Below are 22599 nucleotides of genomic sequence, written 5' to 3' on the forward strand. Positions count from 1 at the left end.
CAAGATGATTTTAAGAAAAACAAATACTTTCACAATCCTACTTTGAAGGAAGTATCTCCAGCCAGTACCCATCCGGATCTGATATGAAGTATATCCCCATAGTTTTATTCTCAAAACATATGCAACCCATGTCCTTATGCTTTTTGTATGCTCCTTCAAAATCATCTGTCTCAAACGCAAGGTGGAATTCATTATCTCCAAGATTGTAAGATTCTACTCTATCTCTCATCCATGTGAGTTCAAGCTGGTGGGTTCCTGATCCAGTCTCCAGATAAACCAGTTTGAAGCTCTTATCTTGCGGCTCATATTCTCTCTTTATTTCCATGCCCAGTGCATCTTTATAAAAAGTAATGCTCTTTTCCAGGTTCAGTACATTAATGTTATTGTGAATTATTTTAAATTCCATTTTATACCCCTTTCTTTTTAAGCAGTATCACCGCCTGCGAAGATATACCTTCTTCTCTTCCTTCAAACCCGAGCCTCTCAGTAGTCGTTGCTTTTATACTTATACGGTCTTTGTCAGTTTCAAGGTCCATACATACGTTTTCTCTCATAAGGTCTATATACTGGGCCATTTTGGGTCTTTGGGCCACTATGACAGCGTCTACATTTCCTATTTCGTAACCTTTGCTTTTTATGAGCGCAAAGGCATCTCTTAGAAGTATTCTTGAATCTATGTTTTTAAAGTCCTTGGAAGTATCCGGATAAAGTTTCCCTATATCACCCAGCGCAAGCGCTCCGAGCATTGCATCTGTTATGGCATGAAGAAGCACATCTGCGTCCGAATGACCGGCAAGCCCTTTTTCATGAGGTATTGTTGCTCCCCCAATTATTAGTTTTCTCCCATGTTCAAAAGCATGTACGTCATATCCTATTCCTATTCTCATATACCACACTCCGATTTTATTATAGATTCTGCAAAGCCTATATCCGATGACGTAGTTATTTTTATGTTCTCATAGCTTCCTTCTACAACATGAACATTAGCTCCATAACGTTCTGCTACTGAAGCATCATCAGTTGGCATAAATATTTCATCTGAATTTATAAGATCCATGTAAGCATCGAGTAAGAGTTTTTTTGAAAAACCCTGTGGAGTCTGTATAAGATATACCTGGTCTCTGTCAGGAGTTGAATTTATTATTCCGTCTGAAACCAGCTTTACTGTGTCCTTTGACTTTACCGCAAGTACTGCAGCTCCAGTTTTTCTTGCTTTTTCAGCAACTTTTTCAATCTCCTCTATCTTTACAAAGGGTCTTACTGCATCATGAATTAGAATAGTATCAGAGTCTTTTGATGAAGCATTTATTCCGTTTAGACTGGATTCAAATCGTTCTTTTCCACCGTATGCAATTTTAATTGGCTTGCCCGACTTTATTTTTGAAAGCACTTTTTCTTTTAAATATTGCTCATCTTTTTTGCTAACCACGATTATTATCTCATCTATGGCTTCTGATTTTACAAATTTTTCTATAGTTCTTAGAATGATGGGTTTCCCCACAATTTCAATATATTGTTTACTTAGCCCCTTGCTGGACTTCATCCTTGTACCTTTTCCAGCTGCAACTATAACTGCACTTGTCATATCCTACCTCTAAAAAAACATTCCGAAATCAGTAATTATAATAGCCTGACTTCAGAATGCATATTTTGATATTATTTGTCTTGTTTAAGAAGAAGAGCTTTTCTTGAAAGATTAAGTCTTCCCTGTGAGTCGATTTCTTGAAGCAGTACTTCAATCTCATCTCCTGGCTTAAGCACATCTTCAACTTTATCTACTCTTTTTATATCAATCTGTGATACGTGAAGCAGACCTTCTTTTCCTGGTAGTATCTCAACAAATGCTCCAAACTGCATAAGTCTTGTTACTTTACCTTTGTAGACTGTTCCTGGAATCGGATCAGCTACTATGCCTTCGATTATTGCTTTTGCTTTTTTACCCATATCTCTTTCAATGGCAAGTATGAATATCTTTCCATCGTCTTGGATATCTATTTTAACTCCAGTTTCTTCAATTATCTTGTTGATAACTTTTCCACCTGACCCTATTACGTCTCTTATCTTATCTGGGTTAATCTGCATGTTGATAACAAGTGGCGCATATTTTGATACTTCTTCTCTTGGCCCTGCTATTGCTTTTTGCATTTCTGAAAGTATGTGTAGTCTACCTGTTTTAGCCTGAGCCAGCGCTTTTGTAAGCACTTCTTCATCTATTCCTGATATCTTAATGTCCATTTGGATTGCAGTTATACCTTTTTCAGTTCCTGCAACTTTAAAGTCCATGTCTCCCAAAAAGTCTTCCATTCCTTGAATGTCTGAAAGTATTGCTACTTTATCATCTTCTTTGATAAGACCCATAGCAATTCCTGCTACCATAGCTTTTAGCGGTACTCCTGCATCAAGAAGCGACAGTGTGCTTCCGCATACACTTGCCTGTGAGCTTGATCCGTTTGAAGAAAGTACTTCAGAAACTACTCTTATTGCATAAGGGAAATCTTCTTTGGAAGGAATCATTGGTTCAAGTGCTCTTTCTGCAAGGGCTCCGTGACCTATTTCTCTTCTTCCCGGACCTCTTGATGGTCTTGCTTCACCTACACTGTATGATGGGAAGTTGTAATGATGCATGTATCTCTTTTCGTCTTCTTCACCAAGTCCATCTATTGACTGTGCATCTCTTAGTGATCCCAGCGTAGTAATGCTCATTACCTGAGTCTGTCCTCTTGTAAAGAGTCCGCTTCCGTGTGTTCTTGGAAGAGTTCCAACTTCACACGAGATAGGTCTTATGTCTTCCATGCTTCTGTTGTCTGGTCTTATTCTGTCTATCAGTATAAGATCTCTTACACCTTGTTTTGTTATCTTGTATATTACTTCATCTACGTGCTTGATGTTGTCTGGATATACCTGAGCAAAGTGTTCAAGAGTTTCCTTCTTAACTTTGTCCATGTTATCCATTCTTTCAAGCTTATCTTTTGTAAGAATAGCAGCTTTCATCTTATCTTTTGTATAAGCTACTACTTCCGCTTCTATTTCTTCAGGTGCTTTAAAAACTGCGTACTCGTCTTTTTCTTTTCCAACAGCTTTAACTATTTTTTCAACAAATTCAACTATATCCTTGATTTGTTCGTGGGCAAAAAGTATAGCTTTTAGCATTACTTCTTCTGAAATCTCATTTGAAGCAGCTTCTACCATCATTATTGCGTCTTTTGTTCCTGATACAACAAGATACATCTCTGAGACTGCTCTTTGCTCAAGATCTGGGTTTATTATAAATTCTCCATCTATAAGTCCCACCGCTACCGATCCAGTTGGACCATTAAATGGAATTGAAGATATTGAAAGTGATATTGATGAACCTATCATTGCAAGAGTATCTGGATTTACATCTGGATCTATTGACATAACCACAGCCACTACTTGTACGTCATTTCTGTATCCCTTTGGAAAAAGTGGTCTTATGGGTCTGTCTATCAGTCTTGATGTCAGTACTGCTTTTTCTGAAGGTCTTCCTTCACGCTTTATAAAACCTCCTGGAATTTTTCCTACTGAGTAAAGCTTTTCTTCAAAATCTACACTTAGAGGGAAAAAGTCTATCCCCTCTCTTGGGCTTTTTGAGTTTGTAGCAGAAACAAACACTACTGTATCTCCGCATCTTAACAGACAAGCTCCGTTTGCCTGCTCTGCTAATTTACCTATTTCTACTTCAAGGTTTTTGCCGCCTAATTGCATTTCAAATTTTTGTATCATCGATACCTCCATTACATTAATTCTATACATAAGTTTAATTTCATTTTTTTATAGAAAAAGAGCGGTTTTTTCCCGCTCTTTTTTTCCTTTACTTTCTAAGTCCTAATTTTGCAATTAGAGTATTGTATCTACCAAGGTCTTTGGCTTTAAGATATTTTTGTAGGTTTCTTCTGCTACCTACCATTTTAAGAAGTCCTCTTCTTGAATGGTAATCTTTTTTGTGAACCCCAAGATGGCCGTTAAGCTCATTGATTCTGTGTGTAAGAATAGCTATCTGTACTTCTGGGGAACCAGTGTCTCCCTCATGAATTTCGTATTCTTTGATTATAAGTTCTTTTTCAACTTTAGTCATTTTCTTTTTCTCCTTTTAGTTTTTTTATCAATCATGTCCTGGACCAAGGCTTACGTCGGAGTGTCGTGAGTCCTAGTTTCAGGCAAAATCAATCTTTATTATTATATCACATAGCTTATTATTCGTAAACATGTTTAGACCTGTTTTCCATTATATTTTTTACATCTTCTGCCATCTGTTCAACAAGTTTATCAAGGCTGTCAAATTTTATTTCATCTCTGAGTCTTCTTACAAACCTGATTTTGATGGTCTTATCATAGAGGTCTCCTTCAAATCCAACAAGGTAAGTTTCAACTCTTAGCTTTTTCTCTCCAAGGGTAGGGTTGTTGCCTACATTTGTAGCTCCTATGAATAGGTTCCCATCTATATCTACCTCTGTTTCATAGACCCCTTTTGCAGGAACTGCCTTGTCAGCATCTATGTGCAGATTTGCAGTTGGATATCCTAATTTTCTTCCAAGTTTCTTACCATGAACAACCTTTCCTTCTACAGAAAACATCCTCCCAAGATAACGATTTGCGGTCTCTATGTCTCCATGTTCCACAAGTTTTCTTATATGAGAGCTTGATATGCGCTTGTCGTCCATAATAAGGAGAGGTATGATGTGAACTTTTATTCCACGACTTTCGCAGTAGTCCTTTATCTTATAAATATCTTGTTTCTCTTTACCAAATTTTGCATCGGCTCCCATGACAAGATGCTTTGCTCTTAGTTTGTCTATGAGTATAATGTCACAAAATTCTTCACTGGTCATATTTCTTATCTGTTCATCAAATGGCACATGCAGCACACGATCTATTCCTCTTGAAATAAGTATATTTTCTTTGTCCTGATTGCTCATAAGAAGATGGACAGACTTTGAATATAAAAAGCTTAGCGGGTGTATATCATAAGTGAAAGCTATACTTTCAAGGTTTTCTCTCTTGCCTATAAGAACAGCTTTTTTTATAAGCTGCATATGCCCCAGATGTAGTCCATCAAAATTTCCCACCGTAATCACAGTATCCCTTTTTATTTCTGTCATTTTTATATATTCCAGGAATGTCATCTAATTATACCTTTCTCTTGTCTATATTTGAGTTTCTGATTTTAACACATAGTTTGAATTGTAGTTCTTCTTGAGGTTCCCTATCCCCAAAAAGTCACCACTTTCATTATATACCTTATGCCTGGAATCTAACACTTCTTTTTCAATTTCACTTTTTAAATCTCTCTGAGTCAGATGCATTCCATTGAGATATGATTTCTGACATTCATCTTTTATCACAAGATTCGGGTATTTGGAAAGCAAATTTTCAGGTTTTACAATCACTTGTGTGAATTTCCCCTGACCAATCAAAAAATCCAGTTCTTCAATACTATAACTTTCTTCAATAGAGAAATCTTCCACTTTAGTCCTGATAAGAAGGCTCAGATGAGCAAATTCTCCCAAATCTTGCCCTATATCTTGTGCCAGACTTCTGATGTATGTTCCAGCTGAACATTCCACTTCAATTTTAATACGCGGATGTGAATAATCAATTATTTCAAGTTTTGTAATATTTATTTTTCGAGATTTTATTTCTGGTATTTCAAGACCCTTTCTTGCCAGATCATATAGCTTCTGCCCATTTATCTTTATTGCGCTGAACTTAGGAGGGATCTGCATAGTTTCGCCTTTGTATTTTGAAAGCACGTCTTCTATCTCTTGTCTGCTCAAAATTCCGGGTTCTTTTTCCTCAGTCACTTGTCCATAGGTATCCATGGTATCAGTAGTCTTTCCAAAAGTTATTTCCGCTATATATGTTTTTTTCTTTTCAACTGCATACTGACTGAATTTTGTAGCCCTTGCGCAGCATACCATCATTACGCCGGCAGCATTAGGATCAAGTGTCCCAGTATGACCAAATTTGATTTTTTCACCAAGGTGGGTTCTGGTCAGATACTTGAGTTTACCTACTAGATCATTTGATGTCATTCCCGTAGGCTTTAGCACATTTATAAATCCGTTATACATATCTGCTCCTTTGCTGCATCTTTTATTCTCTTAACTACGCTTGTTATATCTCCATTTATGGTGCACCCAGAGGCTCTTTTATGTCCGCCACCGCCAAATTTGCCTGCTATCTCGCATACATCAGTGGCATCCTTTGATCGAAGAGATATCTTGTACTCGTCATGTCCCTTCTCTTTTATAAGGATTGCTACCCTGACTCCATTAATGTTTATGATGTTGTTCACAAGTGAATCGGTATCCTTGGCATCAACTTGGTTGTTTTCAAGCATTTCGAGGGTAAGCAGCATGGTTCCTACCCCAGCTTCTACTTCCAGAGTATCCAGGCACTCTTTTGTGAGTTTTATATAATTATAGCTGGTATTTTGATATATTCGATTTGCTACAGTGTCTCTGTCAGCTCCCATTTTAGTCAAAAAACTCGCATTTTCAAATGTGTAAGCATCTACCGAATCATAGAGGAAATTTCCTGTATCAGTTGATATCCCTGTATAAATTGCTGTCGCTATCTGTGGTGTCACTTTTTTCTCATCCATAGATCTTAAAATCTTACATAATACCTCACAAGTCGAACTTACGTCAGGCTGTATGTGGTTTATATCTGCATAGCAGTCATTAGAAATGTGATGGTCTATGTTTATAGTAGATGATGCATTTTTTAGTATTTCTTCTGAGATGCATATCCTTGGCTCATCTGAGGTATCAAGGATTACCAGCACATAATCACCACTGTCAACTACTGATTTCCCCGCTTGTGTATCAAGAAATTCTTCGCTTGTATATATTCTGTGTTTCCTGCCTGTCAAATCGCTCTCATTTTTTACCCTGTGCCCGGGTTCGTCAAGAAGAAATCTTAAATTTTCTGGAACACTGTCGTCGATTACATGCCATGCTTTTTTATCAAGCTGTCTCAGGTAAATCGTCAGGGCTATAGACGAACCTATATTGTCTCCGTCAGGGCTTGTATGTGATGTTATAATAAAATTCTTTGAGCTGTTTATCTTTGTTACAATTTTTTCTATATTATTTATTTTGGTCATATTTTTCTCTTCCCTGGTAATGTATTTATTATCTTGATTATATCAGATATACATACTTGTTTACAATAAAAAGCAAGTTTTATTCCATATAAAAATGGCCGTGAGGCTCCTGATAAAAACTCAGAAGTTCACCGCCATTTTTATTTATATTGCTGATTTTTATTCTTCGCTGTTGTCACTGTTTTCTTTGTTGTCCTTTGTGTTTTCCATTTTTTCTCTGTTTTTTCTGTTATCGTCGCTTTCCTTGTTCAGATCATTTATAATTTTTGACATATGCGCTCCTCTTTCGATAGAGTCGTCAACCTTAAAAATAATCTCAGGGATATATCTTATGTCTATCTGCTTTCCTACTTCTCTTCTTACAAATCCAGCAGAACGCTTGAGCCCTTGCATTACACTTCCCTGATCTTTTCCAAGTACACTTATATAAACATATGCGTATCTGAGGTCTCTTACCACCTCTACACCTGTAACTGATATAAGTGATCTTGAACCGCTTACTTTGACGTCTTTAATCTGACCTTCAAAGAGCATTTTTCCAATTATTTTTTTTATTTCTTCACTTATTCTACTTGTTCTTGCGTATGACATATTATCACCTGCATTTCTTATTTTCTTTTAACTTCTTTCATGAAATATGCTTCAATTATATCGCCTTCTTTTATGTCGCTGTATTTCTCTAAGCTTATTCCGCATTCATACCCTGTTGCTACTTCTTTAACTTCGTCTCTGAATCTTCTAAGTGAGTTTATAGTTCCATCATATACAACTATGCCGTCTCTTACAAGTCTTACTTTAGAAGTTCTTGCAATCTTGCCTTTTGTAACATAACATCCAGCAGCCATACCTGCACCTGGCACTTTGAATACCATTCTTACGTCTGCTTTACCCTGCTCTTCTTCTACAAACTCCGGATCCAGCATTCCCTTCATAGCAGTTTCAATTTCTTCTATAGCCTGATAGATTATTGAATAGGTTCTCATATCTACCTGTTCTCTTTCTGCTATAAATGCCGCTCCAATTGAAGGTCTTACGTTAAATCCTATTATTATTGCATTGGATGCAGAAGCCAGCATTGCGTCTGATTCAGTTATAGCTCCAACACCTGAGTGAATAACTTTTACCGTAACTTCTTCGTTACTTATCTTTTCAAGCGATCCTCTAAGTGCCTCTATAGAACCTTGAACGTCAGCTTTTACAATAAGATTAAGTTCTTTAACCGAACCTTGCTGCATTTGAGAGAATAGGTCCTCAAGATGGATTTTTGAAGTTGACTTCATATAGTCTTCTCTTATCTTGTCTCTTCTCTTCTCCGCTATTGCTCTTGCCTGTTTTTCATTCTCTACTACTACAAACTGGTCTCCAGCATTTGGAACTTCGTTTAGTCCAAGTATCTCAACTGCAGTTGAAGGTCCAACCTTGCCCGTACGATTCCCTTTGGAATTTATCATAGCTCTTACCTTACCATGTGATGAACCTGCTACGACTGCATCTCCAACTTTAAGAGTTCCGTTTAATACAACTATTGTAGCAACTGGTCCTCTACCTTTGTCAAGGTTTGACTCTATTACCCAACCCACAGCATTTCTGTCTGGGTTTGCTTTAAATTCTTCTAACTCAGATACAAGCAATACCATTTGAAGGAGATTTTCCATTCCTTCTCCAGTTTTTGCTGATACTGGGCAATCTATTACGTCTCCACCCCAAGCTTCTACAAGAAGTCCGTGGCCAGAAAGTTCCTGTCTTACCTGATCTATGTTTGCAGTTGGTTTGTCTATTTTGTTTATAGCTATAATAAGTGGTACTCCTGCTGCCCTTACGTGGTTTATTGCCTCTACTGTCTGTGGCATTATTCCATCATCTGCTGCAACTACTATTATTGCTATATCTGTTACTTTGGCTCCTCTGGCTCTCATTTCTGTGAAGGCCTCGTGACCAGGAGTATCCAAGAAGACTATCTTCTGACCTTTTACAACAACTTCCGAAGCTCCTATGTGCTGCGTTATTCCACCGGCTTCTTTTTCTGCAACTCCAGTGTGTCTTATTGTATCAAGCAGAGTTGTTTTACCGTGGTCAACGTGACCCATTACTGCAACGATTGGTGCTCTTGGTTTAAGATTTTCTTCAGCATCTTCTTCTATCTCTATATCCACAAGATCCTGAGGTTCTTCCTCTACTTCTTGCTGGATAAGTATGATATCATAATCCACTGCTACTTTTTCTGCAGTTTCAAATTTTATTTCTTGATTTATACTTGCCATTATACCAATTTTTACAAGCTTTAATATTACTTCTGATACCTGAACTCCAAGCGCCTTTGCAAACTCTCCTACAACAATAGTTTCTCCAATTGAAAGTATACCGTCTTTTGCACTTCCCTCAATTTTAACTACTTCTGGATCTTCTATTACTACGTTGTCAGATTTTCCTCTTTTTTTCTTCTTGCTGTGAGTTTTTTTAGTAAGGTCTCGCTTGGCATACTTCATTTCGCCAGATGCAAATTTGTTATCTTTCTTTTTTGACTTGTCAGCTGTTGCTTTTTTTGTCTCTTCTATCTTAAGTTCTTTTCTTTTTTCTTCTTTTTTAATTTCTATAAGCAGTTCTTCTTTTGTAAGATCCTCTTTTGAATCCTTTTTATTGTCAGCTGACTTGTTGTATGGACCACCCTTTTGGTAGGGTTTTCTCTCTCCAGTTGAGCTTCCCTGGTAGGGTTTTCTCTCTCCAGTTGAGCTTCCCTGATAAGGTTTTCTCTCTCCAGTTGAGCTTCCCTGATAAGGTTTTCTCTCTCCAGTTGAGCTTCCCTGATAAGGTTTTCTCTCTCCAGTTGAGCTTCCCTGATAAGGTTTTCTCTCTCCAGTTGAGCTTCCCTGATAAGGTTTTCTCTCTCCTGTTGAGCTTCCCTGATAAGGTTTTCTCTCTCCAGTTGAGCTTCCCTGGTAAGGTTTTCTTTCTCCTGTTGAGCTTCCCTGGTAAGGTTTTCTTTCTCCTGTTTGAGTTCCCTGATAAGGCTTTCTCTCTCCTGTTTGAGTTCCCTGGTAAGGTTTTCTTTCTCCAGTTTGAGTTCCTTGATAAGGTTTTCTTTCTCCTGTTGAGCTTCCCTGATAAGGTTTTCTCTCTCCTGTTGAATTTCCCTGATAAGGTTTTCTTTCTCCTGTTGAGCTTCCCTGATAAGGTTTTCTTTCTCCTGTTTGAGTTCCCTGATAAGGTTTTCTCTCTCCGCTTTGAGTTCCTTGATAAGGCTTTCTTTCTCCCTGTGGTTTTTGCGCTTGTTCTGGCTTTTGCGCTTGTTCTTCTTTTTTACCCAGGCTTGTTGCATCTTTTTGAGTTTCTTTTTCTGTTTTGTTTTCTATTTTGTTTTCCATATCGTCCTTTTTTATCTCATCGTTTGTTTTCGATTCTATTTTACCATGTTTATTATCCTTCTTATTTGCTTCCATGTCAATCTTAACATTAGATAATTTTTTCATCATCTGTTGAGCTTCTTGTTCCGTAACTGCAGCCATATGGCTGTCAATCTTGAATCCGACCTTACTTAGCATATCTATAAATTCTTTTGTTGGCAGCCCAAGGTCTTTAGCTAGTTTGTGTATTCGTATCTTTTCCAAGTTCTTCACCTCCAACTATTTTTTTGATACTATCCGCAAAGTTTTTATCAGTAATTCCTACTACTACTCGTTCTTCTGTACCGATTGCTCTTCCGATTTCATACCTGTCCAGGTCTTCTATTACCCTTATGTTCCTGTAGCTGGCTTTGTCTTTTATTCGTTTAGATGTGTTGTTGGATGCGTCACTTGCCAGTATGACAAGTTTCACTCTTGAGTTCTTGAGATTTTCCAGGGTAATTCCCTCTCCCGAGGTTATTTTTCCTGCTTTTTTTGCAAATCCCAGCATTGTTTTTATTTTTTGTTTCAAGCTTTTATCAGCTCCTCTTTAAGACGGTCATATACTTCACTCGGGATTTCTACCCTGAAGCTTCTTTCAAGAGCATGAGTTTTTATTGCTTTTTCCATACACTCCATGCTTTGACAGATATATGCACCTCTTCCATTGGCTTTCCCTGTAGGATCTACAAATATCTGACCTTCTTTATTTTTTACTATTCTTATAAGTTTTTTCTTATCGCTTCTGTCTGTACAGACTATGCATTTTCTCTGAGGAATTTTTTTGGTTTTCACTGCTTGTGCCATAGTTGCCCTCCTGCACTTTTATTCTGTAATCAGTTCGTCTGATGTTTCCGGTGTTATCTCTTCACTTATTTCTTCGGCTAGTTCTTCAGCCATTTCTTCAGCTATAAGTGATTGACTTTCACTTTTTATGTCGATTTTCCATCCCGTAAGTTTAGCTGCAAGCCTTGCGTTTTGTCCTTCTTTTCCTATTGCAAGCGAAAGTTGATAATCCGGCACTACTACTCTTGCCGTCTTTTCTTCAAGGCCAATCTCCACAGACACTACTTTTGCAGGACTCAGCGCACTGGAAATATAATCTATCGGATCATCACTATAAACGATTATGTCTATTTTCTCGCCCCTGAGTTCATCAACTATGTTTTCTACTCTTTGACCTTTAGATCCTACGCATGCTCCTATAGGGTCTATTCCAGGGTCTGATGACCATACTGCCATTTTTGTTCTGGATCCAGCTTCTCTTGAAATCGATTTTATCTGAACTATCCCTTCGCTGATTTCTGGGACTTCTCTTTCAAAAAGCCTCTTTACCAGCCCTGGATTGCTTCTGGATACCTGCAATTGCGGCACTCCATTTTGTTTTTTTATTTCCATAAGGTATACAGTTATTCTGTCATTTACCTCATATTCTTCAGTAGGCATTTGTTCTTGTGAAGGCAGCATTGCTTCAGTTGCAATAAGCAGGTCATTTTTCCCTCTTATGCTCAGATTTACAAGCACATTAGCTCTTTGAGGTCCATTGACCTTTCTCACTATTTCTCCTGTCATTATCTCAGTTTCTTTAAGTGAGAATTCATCAAACACTATATCTCTGCTGGCTTCTTTGATTTTTTGAACAACCATCTGTCTCGCAGTTTGGGCGGCTACTCTTCCAAAGTTTCTCGGAGTTTCTTCTTCTTCTACTATGTCCCCTATTTCATAGGTCATATTTACTTCTTGAGCTCCCTCAAGTGAAATTTCCCCATCCAAAAGGTCTATTTCTCTCTTGTTAACTACTGTTTTTGATGTGTATACTTTTATGTCTCCGTTTTCTCTGTCTATTACAACTCTTACATTATTTGTAGCCCCAAAATTTTTCTTGTAGGCATTTACTAATGCATTTTCAACAGCCTCTATAATTACGTCTTTGCTTATGCCCTTTTCTGCTTCAATCTGGTTCAGTGCTGTTATGAAATCAGCGTTCATCTGTTAATTTACCTCCTAAAATTAAAATATTACTTTAAGTCTTATTATAGCAATATCTTTTTTGTTTAATTCAATAACTCTATTGTTGAATTCTATCTGTACAATGCCTTCTTCAGTTAGTCCTAAAAGAATTCCTTCAAATTCTTTTTGCCCGTCAATCGGTTTGTAGAGCTTTATTTCAACTTCTTTTCCTTTTTCTCTTACAAAATCTCTTTCTTTTTTAAGTGCTCTATCTATTCCAGGAGAAGAAATCTCCAGCATATACTGCTCTTGTATAGGATCTTTTATATCGAGCATCTCACTTACTATTCTCGAGAATTTCTGACAGTCTTCTAAACTAATTTTTTCATCTTCAGCTTTTATATCTATCAGTATTCTTAAATACCAGTCAGATCCTTCTTTTACATACTCCGTATCTACTAATTCATATTCTTGAGGAAGGACTTCCAGTACCAATGATTCTACCATTTCTTCTGTTTTGTTTGCCATGTTTTACCCTCCTTTTTTTGTTTATTCTAAAACGAAAGAGTGGGTTTTTCCCACTCTTTTGGCCCGTTTTTATATTGTATATCTACTATAATAACAGATTTTGCAAGGTTTTTCAATGCTTTTTAAGTATTTTTTTATATTTTGAGCTATAATGGGTATATAGTTAAAAATCAATTTTGGAAAGGATGTCTTTATGTCAAATACAGAATTATATTCTTCTTTAAATAGTTATCTTAGGTCCAAGTTTGGCTGCAAAGTCATCAAACTCTCAATAGATGGCGGATTCAGCTGTCCAAACCGAGATGGAAGTCTGGCATATGGAGGATGCATATTCTGTTCCGAAGAGGGCTCAGGAGAGTTTTCAGGTGACAGAAAACTCAGCATAACTCAGCAGATGAAAGATCAGTCTCTTCTTCTGGAAACAAAATGGCCTGAAAGTAAATATATTGCATATTTTCAAAATTTTACAAACACATACGATAATATTGATAGTCTTAGAAAAAAATATGACGAAGCCCTTGCCTTCCCAAACGTAGTGGGTATAGCGATTGCTACCAGACCCGACTGTCTAAGCATTGATGTTCTTTCACTTTTGTCTGAATATAATTCTAAAACCTTTTTATGGGTAGAACTTGGTCTTCAGACTATACATGAAAAGACAGCTGACTTTATAAGACGTGGCTATGGACTGCGTACTTTTGATACTGCAATGAAGAATCTCAACAGCCTTAAAATAAAAACTGTATCTCACATTATTCTAAATCTTCCTGGCGAAAATTTTGACGACATGAGAAATACTTTGGAATATATTTCGAGCAAGCAAGTCTGGGGCGTAAAGCTTCAGATGCTTAATATTCTTAAAAACACAGATCTTGAAAAGCACTATCTTTCCGACAAGTTTTATCTGCGCTCTGCCGATGAATATATAGAGCTTATAAGTAATCTGATTACCTACCTTCCCCCCCATATGGTCATTCACCGTATTACAGGCGATGGAAAAAAAGAAAGCCTGTTAGCTCCCTTATGGGTTCTAGACAAGCGTTACGTTCTCAATGGTATTCAAAAATACATGCGCTTGAACAATCTTTATCAATCCAAGAACTATCTTGATATATGCTAGTTTATTACTATATAAAATATGGTATTGCAATGCCATAGACCAGATATCCCAAGCATCCCCCGATTATTATCATTAATATGGGGGATGTTTTTTTGAAATGATAAAGTGCTGCCATCACCGCAGCGATAAGAAATCCGTAAATATCCGTTATAGACATTGGAAATAACTTTATTACAGCAAAGAGTATTATAGGAACTACACAAGGCTTTATGCCGTAAAGCAGCTTAGATATAGTTCCTCCAGTGCTGTTTCCTTTATAAAAAGAGGCCAGAGTAAGCGAGAGTATGACGGGAACCGTTATCACTCCCAGCGTAGCAACAAATGCACCCATTATTCCCCCAGACTTGAAACCTACAAAGGTCGAAGAATTAATCGCAAGCGGGCCAGGCGTCATCTCTGAAAGTGCAAGCATATCAATAAACTGACTCTTATCTATAACATTGTATTTTTCGAGTATTTCCTGCTGAATCATAGATATGACAGCATAGCCTCCCCCAAAACTTACGGCCCCGATTCTCACAAAACTTAAAAACAGGTTAAGCATAACACTTTCACCTTCTTTCCAATTTCTTGAAGACCATTCCGGATAAAGCAGCTGCAAGTATTATATAGAAACTCGAGACATTGAGCATAAGTAGTCCCAGTGCCGCTACAGCTATATATTTTCTTTTTCCAGAAAAGTCTGTATTTCTAGCCATATTTATAAGTGCATAAATTATCATTACTACTATTGTTGGGCGTATTCCTTTAAAAATAAGTTTTACTGGTTCAAGAGATGATATATCATCAAAAAATGTTGCTACTGCTATTATAGCTGCGAAGGCTGGAAGTATTGACCCAAAACCAGCAGCGAGCGCCCCTAAAAACCCTCTTATTTTATACCCTGTAAAGATACTGCAATTTACAGCTATAGCACCCGGCAAACTTGTAGAAAGCGCTACCGCATCATAATACTCCTCACTGCTTAACATTTTATGAGTTTCCACGAGTTCTCTCTCAATAAGTGGGAGCATGGCATAGCCTCCGCCAAGTGTAAAGGCCCCTATTTTGAAGAATATCCAGAACAGCTTTATTATCACTACAGAATTCCCTCTCGTGTGAAAATAGATCTTATTTCTTCCCAGCCGTGGACTCTGGTTATGTTTTCATGTACTGATACTTGGTTGTATGGGGCGTCCACAAGATATAATTTTATACCGGCCGCAGCAATATCTACAGATGCATCGGGATGGTCCTCTATAAATATCTCACAACCAAGTTCTGTGGCCTTTTCCAGTTTGTGTGGCGTTCCCAGTGTTATAAGTTCAATTTTTTCAAGTCCATTATAATCAAGCCAGCTTCTGGTTTTTTCGTGCATATCTGGGTTTCTGGCGGTTATTATCCACACATTGTGCTTTTTTGAGAGTTCCATAACAGTCTCTCTGGCCCCATCGAGAAGATCCACATTAAAAATAAGGTTTTTTCCCTCTCCTTTAAAAAATTTCATCATTTCTTCGTCAGAAACATCGTAAATGTCCCTGAAGTCGTATTTATTAAGCTCTTCGTATCCCACATTTCTTCCAAAATACTCATTGAGATATGGAAGAAAATAACCTGCAAATGTAAGTGTTCCATCTATGTCTATTCCAATATTATATTTTTTCATAATTCCCCCTGTAATTAATGCACATAGTATTCCATCGTTGGTTGTACATTAAATATTTTTTTCATATCTTCATATTCTTTTTTTGCAACTAAGTTTTCATCAGAAGTCTTTACCGCTCTTATCATAAGATTCTTTGGTGTATCAAGAGGCGAAACATACTCAAGAGCCGAAACCTCGTATCCATATGACTCTATAAATATGCTTCTTAGCGAATCCGTAAGAAGATCATTCAGCCTTGTTCTGAAAATATTGTGTTTATAAATTGGTTCAAGCTCTTTAGAATCGATCTGGTCTATCAGTTCCTTGTGGCAACATGGGACTATTATCATGCTTCCAGCCTTGGCTCTTATAGCTGCAGATATTGCATAGTCTGTAGCTATATCACATGCATGAAGACTCACTACCATATCAATTTTTCTTGAAGGCGCATAGGTTCTCAAATCTTCTTGTATAAATTCCATATTCTTGTATCCAAGCCTTTGCGCTCTTTCTCTGGAACTCTTTATTACACCTTCTGTATAGTCTATGCCTATAAAGTAACAATTCCGCTTCATGACTTCTCTTATATAATAGTTCAAAACAAATGTAAGATAACTTTTTCCACATGCACAGTCCATTATAGTGATAGGCTCATTTGGATCCATATTTTTTAAAATTGGCTCAACCACTTCTATAAAATGATCTATCTGATTGTACTTCCTTATCATATCATTTTTTACTTTTCCATCTTTTGTCATTATTCCTATTTCTTTAAGAAGCGCTGGCGCTTTTGAAGCTTTTATAAAATAATCTCTCTTGCTTTCTACTTTGACTTCCATTTCAGGCTTTGGTTCTTCATATCTTATATTTACATTTTTACTGTCTGCGCTTATTATCACGTGGGTTCCACGCTCAATATAGACCGCTTCAAGGGCTTCAAATTTTGCAGCTTCATCTATAAAAGCATTAAGAGCTTCTGAAAACTCCATATTTTTTATTTCTTTATTCAAATATAACTCATTGTCCTTAAAACTTCCCGTAAAGGTTTTAGTTCCTGATTTAAAAGCCACATTCATTTCTTTGAAAAAATCTTTTTGCTCGTCATATCTGCTCTCTATTCCAGAAAAAAACAGTTTAAGCTTTGCTATAGTCTTTTTTTCCATAAAATCTCCTTAATTTTTTTACTATGGTTCATCGTATCCGCTGTATATAAGTTCCAAACCATCCCCGTCATATCTGAATACATTATAGTTTTTAACTACACCGTTATTATCTCCTGACACCACTATTTCATTTTTTTCGTCCTTGTCCGTATCATAAAACTCTATCTGCGGATAAAGTCCACCATCTATACCTTCAGCCATTTCCCCAATATGAGTCTTTCCATCCCATACTATTAAATATAGTTTCTTAAAGTCTGCGGACAGACTGTTTTTTCTGTTACCCACAAGAATTATACTCTCCAAGTTTCCATCTTTATTAACATCTTGTTTGAAGAGCCTTTGTATAACCACAGGCGCATCTCCTACAGGAAGTTTGTTGGTATTTTCATATCTTGCAAGTTTCATTTCTATAGTGGCATAGGATCCATGATGCACCAGTTTATACTGCACCGCATCTTTTATCCATATAGCATAGCCTCCCTTTGTTTGTGGAGACTGGCTTTCAAATGGCTCTCCAAAATTAAGGATGAGTTTTTCACTGAGATCTTTGGCGCTCTCATTCCCAACATTGAGTTTTATTCTATTGAAATGTTCATTATTATCATAGAACATCACAGTTTCTCTTGTCTTTCCAAACCATTTGAGTTTATATACTACAAATTTAGTGTCTTGAGTCTTTGCATCTCCCTTAGATTCAGGGGCTCCTCTAAAATCTGTCATTCTTTCTCGGTTTGATGAGAGTATTTCAAAGGGATGTATGTCTCCGTCATATGACTCTACCCCTCCATTTATAGCTTTCTTGTGAGTTTCATCCAAAGAAGGAATTTTCATATAGTATGCATAATATACTGATATGGCCATTATTAATGCTCCCATGGCAAAAGCAATCAGCCTTTTATTTTTCTTGACAAATTTTGTTAGTTTTGTATATTTAATCTGATTAACAAGGGGCTTATTTGAAGTATTTTTATTTTTTTCGACATTTCTATCAGTTTTCGCCTTATTTGTATTGTTATTTTTACTTGTATCTCTTATAATCTTTTTAGACATTTAAATTTTTCCTTTCTTAGTACATGTTTATTCCAGATTTAATTATATCATATTATAGCAAATATTTGTGGGATAATTAAGAGAGCAAACAAGCTTGAAGATTTTCTTTTATATAAATATATCTAATTGTGCATTTGACATTATCGCGAAATAATTATATTATGATTATATGCACTGTTTGATAAAAAGCATTATTAATTAGGAGGTCCAAATGCCAAAGATAGTTGATGTTCAGGAAAAAAAACAAGAGATATACAAATCTGCTACACAGGTTTTTCTAGATAAAGGATATAACAACACTACACTTCTTGATATAGCAAAACTCTGCAAGATGGGCAGGAGCACTATATATCAATATTTTAAAAACAAAGAAGAAATCTTTTTCGAAGTATCTATATCATTTTTCTCCGAACTGGTTTCTAATCTTGATTCCATAATGCTTGAAGAAGGTATTTCTTCAACAGAAAAAATCAAAAAAATGCTTTCAATTTTTATATTTGACTCCAAAGCTGATTCACAAAGATTTTTCCAACTTGCTAAGGTACTTATGTTCTTGAAGGAAAATAATTCAGTTTTTGAAAACAAATTCAAATTTTTCTACCTGAGCGTTCAGGATATGTTTTTTCAGATTGTGGAAAGCGGTATATACAATAATGAAATACAAAAATGTGATGCAGAATCAATGTCCATTGCAATATTTGGGCTTGCACAGTCAATAATCCTTCACACTTATGTAGACACCAGCCGAGACAATCAAAAATATTTCGACTCTATATGTCTAATGATCGATGGTATAAAGTTTAAGGAGGCGCTTTAGATGAAAAAACGCAAGAGCCCCAATGTAGTTTTAGTTATATTGATATTTATGGTGGTGATAGGCCTTGTCATTACCCCACTTCTTGGTTTATTGTAATTTAAATTGATATTTTTGTAATAGTTTGGAAGGAGCAAGAAATGCCAGCATTAGAATTGAATAAAGATAATTTTGAAAAAGAGGTTTACGAGTCAGAGCTTCCTGTACTTCTTGATTTTTGGGCACCGTGGTGTGGGCCATGCCAGGAAGTGCTCCCAATTATAGAAGAGCTTGCTCAAGAACTTGAAGGCAAGGTAAAAGTATGCAAACTCAATATTGATGGCAGTAAAGAAATCGCTCGGAAATTCAGGGTTATGACCATACCTACAATACTAGTATTCAATAATGGAGAAAAAATCTCAGAAAAAATATATCCAAAAACTAAGGAAGAAATACTTTCAATGATAGAAAATCTTTAATTAAAAAGATCGAAAGCTTAATTAAGCTTTCGACCTTTTTAATTTATAATCTCATTTTTGAGAAAATCTCCTATCTGGGTTTTATCTTTGCACATTTTAAGATTATCAGCTTTTTCAGATGACATCAGCACTCCTATTATTTTTCCAAGAATTTTTATATGGTCTTCCGGTTTTTTTATCGCAAGCATAAATATAAAGTTCACATCAGAAGTCTCGTCCTGACTTCCCATCACATTGAATTTTACAGGTTTATCAAGGACTGCAATAGCAATAGCCGATTCAATTATATGTTCCGAATCTGCATGAGGTATAGCAAAGCCAAGCCCCTGTTCTGGTATACCAGTCGGGAAGATTTGCTCTCTTTCGAGTACTGCATCGGCATGACTTTTTCTTACATATCCTCTCATATGCATTTCGCGTGATATTCCTCTTATAGCCTCCACCTTGTCTATATATTCTACATTTAAAAAAATCAATTCTAAATCTATTTTTATTTCACTCATATTACCTCCTTGCAGCAAATATGTAAAGGCGCACTTCATCAATTTGATGATCATGCGCCCTTTTTTTTAAAATTATCCTATTTTTAAGAAAAATGAGCATCTGTATGCTGCATTATCTTTTTTGATAGAGTTTTAAATACTGGAACTCCTACTACAGTTACAACTATAAATTCTCCAAGAGCAACATAAAGCATAGTCTGGATTATAGGGAGCTGAGCAATAAGTGCAATTTCAAGACCAACTATTACACCATTTGCTATAGTTGGCATGAGTGATGCAATCCACATGTTTTTTGCATACCTCATGGAGTAGACCGCAAGAGCTGTAGCAAAAGTGCCTACTATTACGTCTATGATCCCAAAAGGGCTGAACAAGTTTGCAATAAAACATCCAAGTACAAGTCCTGGTGCAAATTGCGGGTTGACGAACGCCAAAAGCGTAAGTATTTCTGGAATCCTCATCTGGATAGCTCCATAGCTTACTGGAGCCATAGAAATCGTAAGTGATGCGTATATGCCTGCTATTATAGCGGTATATACTATAAATCTGGTTTTTCCTGTGTTCATTTTTTTCTACCTTTCTTGTTTTTTTATTAGTGGGGCCAAGTAAACACTAATATATATATTACAGATATTCCTCTTCTTTATCCTTTATGGCAAGAAAAACATCTTGTAATTCGTCTTTATGGATCTGAATTAGGTCTTTAAGAACCTTTTCGAGTAAATCAATATCGTCGTCTTCCAAGGGAAAGCTATACTCCCATGCAGGGTTGAACTCTTCGTCACATATGGAAACTGTTACTTGATTTTTTACAATTTCTGCTATAGCTTCAGATACCTTATCTTCTTCATAGTAGTCATATATAGCTGTATATTCCCAGTCTTCTACTCCAGCTCTTGTAGCAAGTTGAATGTTTAGAATCTCTTTTTTCTTATCTTCTGTGATAAATATACTGTTTATATATTCTGCATCACTTCCAATATCTATAGTTGCCACTTCTTCTGTAATCATGTTGTCACTATCTTTTTTCATCAGTATTATTGCAAATTCATTCATAAAAATTTCACTCCTTTAACAATGGCCTATCAGCTCCATATACAAATAGTTCCCAGCACTCCAGGTCCAGCATGTACTGATACGAGGGTTCCCAGATCTACAATATCCACTTCTTTTTCTGTTATGTCCCTAATCCTGTCTTTGAGCCTTTGTGCATCTTCCATTCTGTCTCCATGGGCTATATAAATTTTGTCGATGTCATGTTTTTGTGCAATATTTCTAGTTATTTCTTCAATTTTAAGAATGGATTTTTTTCTTCCTCTTACCTTATCTACAGGAACAAGTCGCCCTTCTTCTGTCATATTTATAATGGGCTTTATGTCCAGAGCTTCGCCAATAGTACCTGAGATTCTACTTATCCTTCCACCTTTTTGAAGGTATTTAAGAGTTTCTACTGCAAAATTGATCTGCTGATTTTTAAAGCTGTCTGTAGCATATTGATTCAAAGTTTCAAAATCAATGCCTTTTTTTGCCATTTTAGCCGTTTGCGCAACTACATGACCTATGCCATATGCCACGGATTTTGTATCTATATTTGAAATTACAAGTTTATCTTTGTATTCCTCGGATACAGTCTTTACCATATTATATGTTCCACTAAGATTTTGAGATATGGTCATTACAATTATATGAGTATATCCCTCTTCCAAAAATTCATCAAAAGCCCTTATTGCTTCTGATATTACAGGTAATGATGTCTTTGTATCATAACTATCAAGAGATGACATACAATCTTTGTAGCTTATATCATATTTATCTCTGAAGGTTCTTCCATCATTAAATATCACCTGCAAGGGTATTATCTTTATATTTTCATTATTTTGAACTTCTAAGTTTAAGTCGCTGGTCGTATCTGTCAATATACCAATTTTATGCATCATCGTCCTCCCAACTAACACATATGCCCACCGTTCCAGGTCCCGAATGTCCTGCCATCATAGGCCCTACATTTATAATATACCTGTCTTCTTGTGACACGTTTTCAAGCGCAGCAAAAATATCATACTGCCTTTGTGCATCTTTAAGTGATTTACCATGCATAGATGCAAATTTGATTTTTCGCTTGCCCTTAACGTCTGCCATTGCCAGGTCCATCATTTCCTGAAGTGATTTTTTTCTTCCTCTTATTTTTCCTGCAGCATAATATTTGCCCTCTGCATCAACTCCAATTATTGGTCTGATATCTAGAAGTTTACCTATTTTCGCTTCAAAACTGCTTATTCTGCCGCCTTTTGCAAGATATTTAATATTGTCAACTGTAAAATAACCGCGACTTCTCTCTAAAACATAATTTGCTCTTTTTACAGCCTTCTCAAAATCGCATGTTTCCTTTACTACTTTGGCTGCCTCTATGACAGCAAATCCCATAGCCATGGATATCAATTTAGAGTCAATGATTTCCACGCAGAATATATCTTTATATTCATCAATCGCTTTTCTAACCGCATTATAAGTACCGCTTAGATTCGACGAAAGAGTGATCACTATTATATGTGTGATGCCTTCGTTTTTCAATTGTTCCAAAGCATACGTAATATCAGAAATCAGCGGAAGTGATGATCTTGGAATTTCATCTTCCAGATTGTCATATACATATTCCACGTCTATATCCACTCTATCTTTAAAAGCTCTGTGGCTGTATACTACTTGCATGGGTAAGAGCTTGATTCCATACTTTTCCACTATATCATCTGGTATGTCACAAGTCGTATCCGATATCACCGCAATTTTATTCATTTTACCCCCAAAATCTGATTTCATTTACATTCAGACTTCTATATTTTTTACTTTCACTAAGACATTATACTATATATAAGCTAATTA

27 protein-coding genes are annotated in these 22599 nt (G+C 36.4%); 3 read left to right on the forward strand and 24 right to left on the reverse strand.

Annotated elements, in window-relative coordinates; all coding sequences use genetic code 11:
• Positions 1 to 37: 37 nt before the first annotated feature.
• The 14 genes from G558_RS0109160 to G558_RS0109225 form a co-directional block, all read right to left on the reverse strand.
• The gene (locus G558_RS0109160; protein ID WP_028829899.1) at positions 38 to 406 is read right to left on the reverse strand and encodes a VOC family protein; all 369 of its coding nucleotides are present in this window, start codon (positions 404 to 406) and stop codon (positions 38 to 40) included.
• Position 407: 1 nt separating this feature from the next.
• Positions 408 to 887: a 2-C-methyl-D-erythritol 2,4-cyclodiphosphate synthase gene (gene ispF, locus G558_RS0109165; RefSeq protein WP_028829900.1), complete on the reverse strand. Its 480-nt coding sequence runs from the start codon at positions 885 to 887 to the stop codon at positions 408 to 410.
• Entirely contained in the window at positions 884 to 1585 is a 702-nt protein-coding gene (ispD, locus tag G558_RS0109170; protein WP_028829901.1) for a 2-C-methyl-D-erythritol 4-phosphate cytidylyltransferase, read from the reverse strand. The genes ispF and ispD overlap by 4 nt, the downstream gene beginning before the upstream one ends.
• A gap of 71 nt (positions 1586 to 1656) precedes the next feature.
• Positions 1657 to 3744, reverse strand: a complete 2088-nt coding sequence (locus G558_RS0109175) for a polyribonucleotide nucleotidyltransferase (RefSeq protein WP_028829902.1) — start codon at positions 3742 to 3744, stop codon at positions 1657 to 1659.
• A gap of 88 nt (positions 3745 to 3832) precedes the next feature.
• Positions 3833 to 4096, reverse strand: coding sequence for a 30S ribosomal protein S15 (gene rpsO / locus G558_RS0109180; RefSeq protein WP_028829903.1), 264 nt, complete (start codon positions 4094 to 4096; stop codon positions 3833 to 3835).
• Between the two features lie 118 nt (positions 4097 to 4214).
• Positions 4215 to 5120 (reverse strand): bifunctional riboflavin kinase/FAD synthetase, encoded by a 906-nt coding sequence (locus tag G558_RS12930; protein WP_169337718.1) that lies wholly within the window; start codon positions 5118 to 5120, stop codon positions 4215 to 4217.
• Positions 5121 to 5165: 45 nt separating this feature from the next.
• Positions 5166 to 6092 (reverse strand): tRNA pseudouridine(55) synthase TruB, encoded by a 927-nt coding sequence (truB, locus tag G558_RS0109190; protein ID WP_028829904.1) that lies wholly within the window; start codon positions 6090 to 6092, stop codon positions 5166 to 5168.
• Positions 6074 to 7129 carry a DHH family phosphoesterase gene (locus tag G558_RS0109195; RefSeq protein WP_051188621.1) on the reverse strand — a complete coding sequence of 352 codons (1056 nt, stop codon included), beginning with the start codon at positions 7127 to 7129 and terminating at the stop codon, positions 6074 to 6076. Before G558_RS0109195 ends, truB begins: the two co-directional genes overlap by 19 nt.
• Before the next feature lie 159 nt (positions 7130 to 7288).
• Positions 7289 to 7720 carry a 30S ribosome-binding factor RbfA gene (gene rbfA, locus G558_RS0109200; protein WP_028829906.1) on the reverse strand — a complete coding sequence of 144 codons (432 nt, stop codon included), beginning with the start codon at positions 7718 to 7720 and terminating at the stop codon, positions 7289 to 7291.
• A gap of 17 nt (positions 7721 to 7737) precedes the next feature.
• Positions 7738 to 10734, reverse strand: a complete 2997-nt coding sequence (infB, locus tag G558_RS14570) for a translation initiation factor IF-2 (protein ID WP_071604475.1) — start codon at positions 10732 to 10734, stop codon at positions 7738 to 7740.
• On the reverse strand, positions 10703 to 11041 hold the full coding sequence (locus G558_RS0109210; protein WP_028829908.1) for a L7Ae/L30e/S12e/Gadd45 family ribosomal protein: 339 nt from the start codon (positions 11039 to 11041) through the stop codon (positions 10703 to 10705). The genes infB and G558_RS0109210 overlap by 32 nt, the downstream gene beginning before the upstream one ends.
• Positions 11038 to 11316 carry an RNase P modulator RnpM gene (rnpM, locus tag G558_RS0109215; RefSeq protein ID WP_036931863.1) on the reverse strand — a complete coding sequence of 93 codons (279 nt, stop codon included), beginning with the start codon at positions 11314 to 11316 and terminating at the stop codon, positions 11038 to 11040. Before rnpM ends, G558_RS0109210 begins: the two co-directional genes overlap by 4 nt.
• Positions 11317 to 11334: 18 nt before the next feature.
• Positions 11335 to 12498 (reverse strand): transcription termination factor NusA, encoded by a 1164-nt coding sequence (gene nusA / locus G558_RS0109220; protein ID WP_028829910.1) that lies wholly within the window; start codon positions 12496 to 12498, stop codon positions 11335 to 11337.
• Positions 12499 to 12519: 21 nt separating this feature from the next.
• Positions 12520 to 12987: a ribosome maturation factor RimP gene (locus tag G558_RS0109225; protein WP_028829911.1), complete on the reverse strand. Its 468-nt coding sequence runs from the start codon at positions 12985 to 12987 to the stop codon at positions 12520 to 12522.
• A 193-nt stretch (positions 12988 to 13180) separates the two neighbouring features.
• Between G558_RS0109225 and G558_RS0109230 the strand changes: the two genes are divergently transcribed.
• Positions 13181 to 14107 carry a TIGR01212 family radical SAM protein gene (locus G558_RS0109230; RefSeq protein ID WP_028829912.1) on the forward strand — a complete coding sequence of 309 codons (927 nt, stop codon included), beginning with the start codon at positions 13181 to 13183 and terminating at the stop codon, positions 14105 to 14107.
• 7 nt (positions 14108 to 14114) lie between these two features.
• On the opposite strand, the gene G558_RS0109235 is transcribed toward G558_RS0109230, so the two are convergent.
• Genes G558_RS0109235 through G558_RS0109255 form a run of 5 tightly spaced genes read right to left on the reverse strand, consistent with a single transcriptional unit; the run spans position 14115 to position 17944 of the window.
• Positions 14115 to 14651 carry a chromate transporter gene (locus G558_RS0109235; RefSeq protein WP_028829913.1) on the reverse strand — a complete coding sequence of 179 codons (537 nt, stop codon included), beginning with the start codon at positions 14649 to 14651 and terminating at the stop codon, positions 14115 to 14117.
• 7 nt (positions 14652 to 14658) lie between these two features.
• Positions 14659 to 15186: a chromate transporter gene (locus G558_RS0109240; RefSeq protein ID WP_028829914.1), complete on the reverse strand. Its 528-nt coding sequence runs from the start codon at positions 15184 to 15186 to the stop codon at positions 14659 to 14661.
• Entirely contained in the window at positions 15186 to 15752 is a 567-nt protein-coding gene (locus G558_RS0109245) for a 5' nucleotidase, NT5C type (protein ID WP_028829915.1), read from the reverse strand. The genes G558_RS0109240 and G558_RS0109245 overlap by 1 nt, the downstream gene beginning before the upstream one ends.
• A gap of 14 nt (positions 15753 to 15766) precedes the next feature.
• Entirely contained in the window at positions 15767 to 16894 is a 1128-nt protein-coding gene (locus G558_RS0109250) for a class I SAM-dependent methyltransferase (RefSeq protein ID WP_028829916.1), read from the reverse strand.
• 21 nt (positions 16895 to 16915) lie between these two features.
• Entirely contained in the window at positions 16916 to 17944 is a 1029-nt protein-coding gene (locus G558_RS0109255; RefSeq protein ID WP_028829917.1) for a hypothetical protein, read from the reverse strand.
• A gap of 211 nt (positions 17945 to 18155) precedes the next feature.
• On the opposite strand from G558_RS0109255, the gene G558_RS13480 reads away from it, so the two are divergent.
• Both G558_RS13480 and trxA read left to right on the forward strand, forming a co-directional pair.
• Entirely contained in the window at positions 18156 to 18761 is a 606-nt protein-coding gene (locus G558_RS13480) for a TetR/AcrR family transcriptional regulator (RefSeq protein WP_028829918.1), read from the forward strand.
• Positions 18762 to 18898: 137 nt separating this feature from the next.
• A complete protein-coding gene (gene trxA, locus G558_RS0109270; protein WP_028829919.1) occupies positions 18899 to 19216 on the forward strand; it encodes a thioredoxin in 318 nt (105 codons plus the stop codon).
• Between the two features lie 38 nt (positions 19217 to 19254).
• Here trxA and G558_RS12940 read toward each other — a convergent pair whose 3' ends face one another.
• From G558_RS12940 to G558_RS0109295, 5 genes are all read right to left on the reverse strand, one after another.
• Positions 19255 to 19719 (reverse strand): PTS sugar transporter subunit IIA, encoded by a 465-nt coding sequence (locus G558_RS12940; RefSeq protein WP_051188622.1) that lies wholly within the window; start codon positions 19717 to 19719, stop codon positions 19255 to 19257.
• Positions 19720 to 19802: 83 nt separating this feature from the next.
• Positions 19803 to 20285: a QueT transporter family protein gene (locus tag G558_RS0109280; RefSeq protein WP_028829920.1), complete on the reverse strand. Its 483-nt coding sequence runs from the start codon at positions 20283 to 20285 to the stop codon at positions 19803 to 19805.
• A gap of 58 nt (positions 20286 to 20343) precedes the next feature.
• Positions 20344 to 20775 (reverse strand): DUF6762 family protein, encoded by a 432-nt coding sequence (locus tag G558_RS0109285; protein WP_028829921.1) that lies wholly within the window; start codon positions 20773 to 20775, stop codon positions 20344 to 20346.
• Between the two features lie 29 nt (positions 20776 to 20804).
• The gene (locus tag G558_RS0109290; protein ID WP_051188623.1) at positions 20805 to 21653 is read right to left on the reverse strand and encodes a DegV family protein; all 849 of its coding nucleotides are present in this window, start codon (positions 21651 to 21653) and stop codon (positions 20805 to 20807) included.
• On the reverse strand, positions 21646 to 22512 hold the full coding sequence (locus G558_RS0109295; RefSeq protein WP_028829923.1) for a DegV family protein: 867 nt from the start codon (positions 22510 to 22512) through the stop codon (positions 21646 to 21648). Before G558_RS0109295 ends, G558_RS0109290 begins: the two co-directional genes overlap by 8 nt.
• Positions 22513 to 22599 lie beyond the last annotated feature (87 nt).

This window comes from Proteocatella sphenisci DSM 23131 (assembly GCF_000423525.1).
In the GTDB taxonomy this organism is placed as follows: Bacteria; Bacillota; Clostridia; order Peptostreptococcales; family Filifactoraceae; genus Proteocatella; species Proteocatella sphenisci.

Excerpts from the sequence above, each read along its gene's own strand:
- G558_RS0109160 (WP_028829899.1), bottom strand. The coding sequence starts at position 406 with ATGGAATTTAAAATAATTCACAATAACATTAATGTACTGAACCTGGAA.
- ispF (WP_028829900.1), bottom strand. The coding sequence starts at position 887 with ATGAGAATAGGAATAGGATATGACGTACATGCTTTTGAACATGGGAGA.
- ispD (WP_028829901.1), bottom strand. The coding sequence starts at position 1,585 with ATGACAAGTGCAGTTATAGTTGCAGCTGGAAAAGGTACAAGGATGAAG.
- G558_RS0109175 (WP_028829902.1), bottom strand. The coding sequence starts at position 3,744 with ATGATACAAAAATTTGAAATGCAATTAGGCGGCAAAAACCTTGAAGTA.
- rpsO (WP_028829903.1), bottom strand. The coding sequence starts at position 4,096 with ATGACTAAAGTTGAAAAAGAACTTATAATCAAAGAATACGAAATTCAT.
- G558_RS12930 (WP_169337718.1), bottom strand. The coding sequence starts at position 5,120 with ATGACAGAAATAAAAAGGGATACTGTGATTACGGTGGGAAATTTTGAT.
- truB (WP_028829904.1), bottom strand. The coding sequence starts at position 6,092 with ATGTATAACGGATTTATAAATGTGCTAAAGCCTACGGGAATGACATCA.
- G558_RS0109195 (WP_051188621.1), bottom strand. The coding sequence starts at position 7,129 with ATGACCAAAATAAATAATATAGAAAAAATTGTAACAAAGATAAACAGC.
- rbfA (WP_028829906.1), bottom strand. The coding sequence starts at position 7,720 with ATGTCATACGCAAGAACAAGTAGAATAAGTGAAGAAATAAAAAAAATA.
- rnpM (WP_036931863.1), bottom strand. The coding sequence starts at position 11,316 with ATGGCACAAGCAGTGAAAACCAAAAAAATTCCTCAGAGAAAATGCATA.
- nusA (WP_028829910.1), bottom strand. The coding sequence starts at position 12,498 with ATGAACGCTGATTTCATAACAGCACTGAACCAGATTGAAGCAGAAAAG.
- G558_RS0109225 (WP_028829911.1), bottom strand. The coding sequence starts at position 12,987 with ATGGCAAACAAAACAGAAGAAATGGTAGAATCATTGGTACTGGAAGTC.
- G558_RS0109230 (WP_028829912.1), top strand. The coding sequence starts at position 13,181 with ATGTCAAATACAGAATTATATTCTTCTTTAAATAGTTATCTTAGGTCC.
- G558_RS0109235 (WP_028829913.1), bottom strand. The coding sequence starts at position 14,651 with ATGCTTAACCTGTTTTTAAGTTTTGTGAGAATCGGGGCCGTAAGTTTT.
- G558_RS0109245 (WP_028829915.1), bottom strand. The coding sequence starts at position 15,752 with ATGAAAAAATATAATATTGGAATAGACATAGATGGAACACTTACATTT.
- G558_RS0109250 (WP_028829916.1), bottom strand. The coding sequence starts at position 16,894 with ATGGAAAAAAAGACTATAGCAAAGCTTAAACTGTTTTTTTCTGGAATA.
- G558_RS0109255 (WP_028829917.1), bottom strand. The coding sequence starts at position 17,944 with ATGTCTAAAAAGATTATAAGAGATACAAGTAAAAATAACAATACAAAT.
- G558_RS13480 (WP_028829918.1), top strand. The coding sequence starts at position 18,156 with ATGCCAAAGATAGTTGATGTTCAGGAAAAAAAACAAGAGATATACAAA.
- trxA (WP_028829919.1), top strand. The coding sequence starts at position 18,899 with ATGCCAGCATTAGAATTGAATAAAGATAATTTTGAAAAAGAGGTTTAC.
- G558_RS12940 (WP_051188622.1), bottom strand. The coding sequence starts at position 19,719 with ATGAGTGAAATAAAAATAGATTTAGAATTGATTTTTTTAAATGTAGAA.
- G558_RS0109280 (WP_028829920.1), bottom strand. The coding sequence starts at position 20,285 with ATGAACACAGGAAAAACCAGATTTATAGTATATACCGCTATAATAGCA.
- G558_RS0109285 (WP_028829921.1), bottom strand. The coding sequence starts at position 20,775 with ATGAATGAATTTGCAATAATACTGATGAAAAAAGATAGTGACAACATG.
- G558_RS0109290 (WP_051188623.1), bottom strand. The coding sequence starts at position 21,653 with ATGCATAAAATTGGTATATTGACAGATACGACCAGCGACTTAAACTTA.
- G558_RS0109295 (WP_028829923.1), bottom strand. The coding sequence starts at position 22,512 with ATGAATAAAATTGCGGTGATATCGGATACGACTTGTGACATACCAGAT.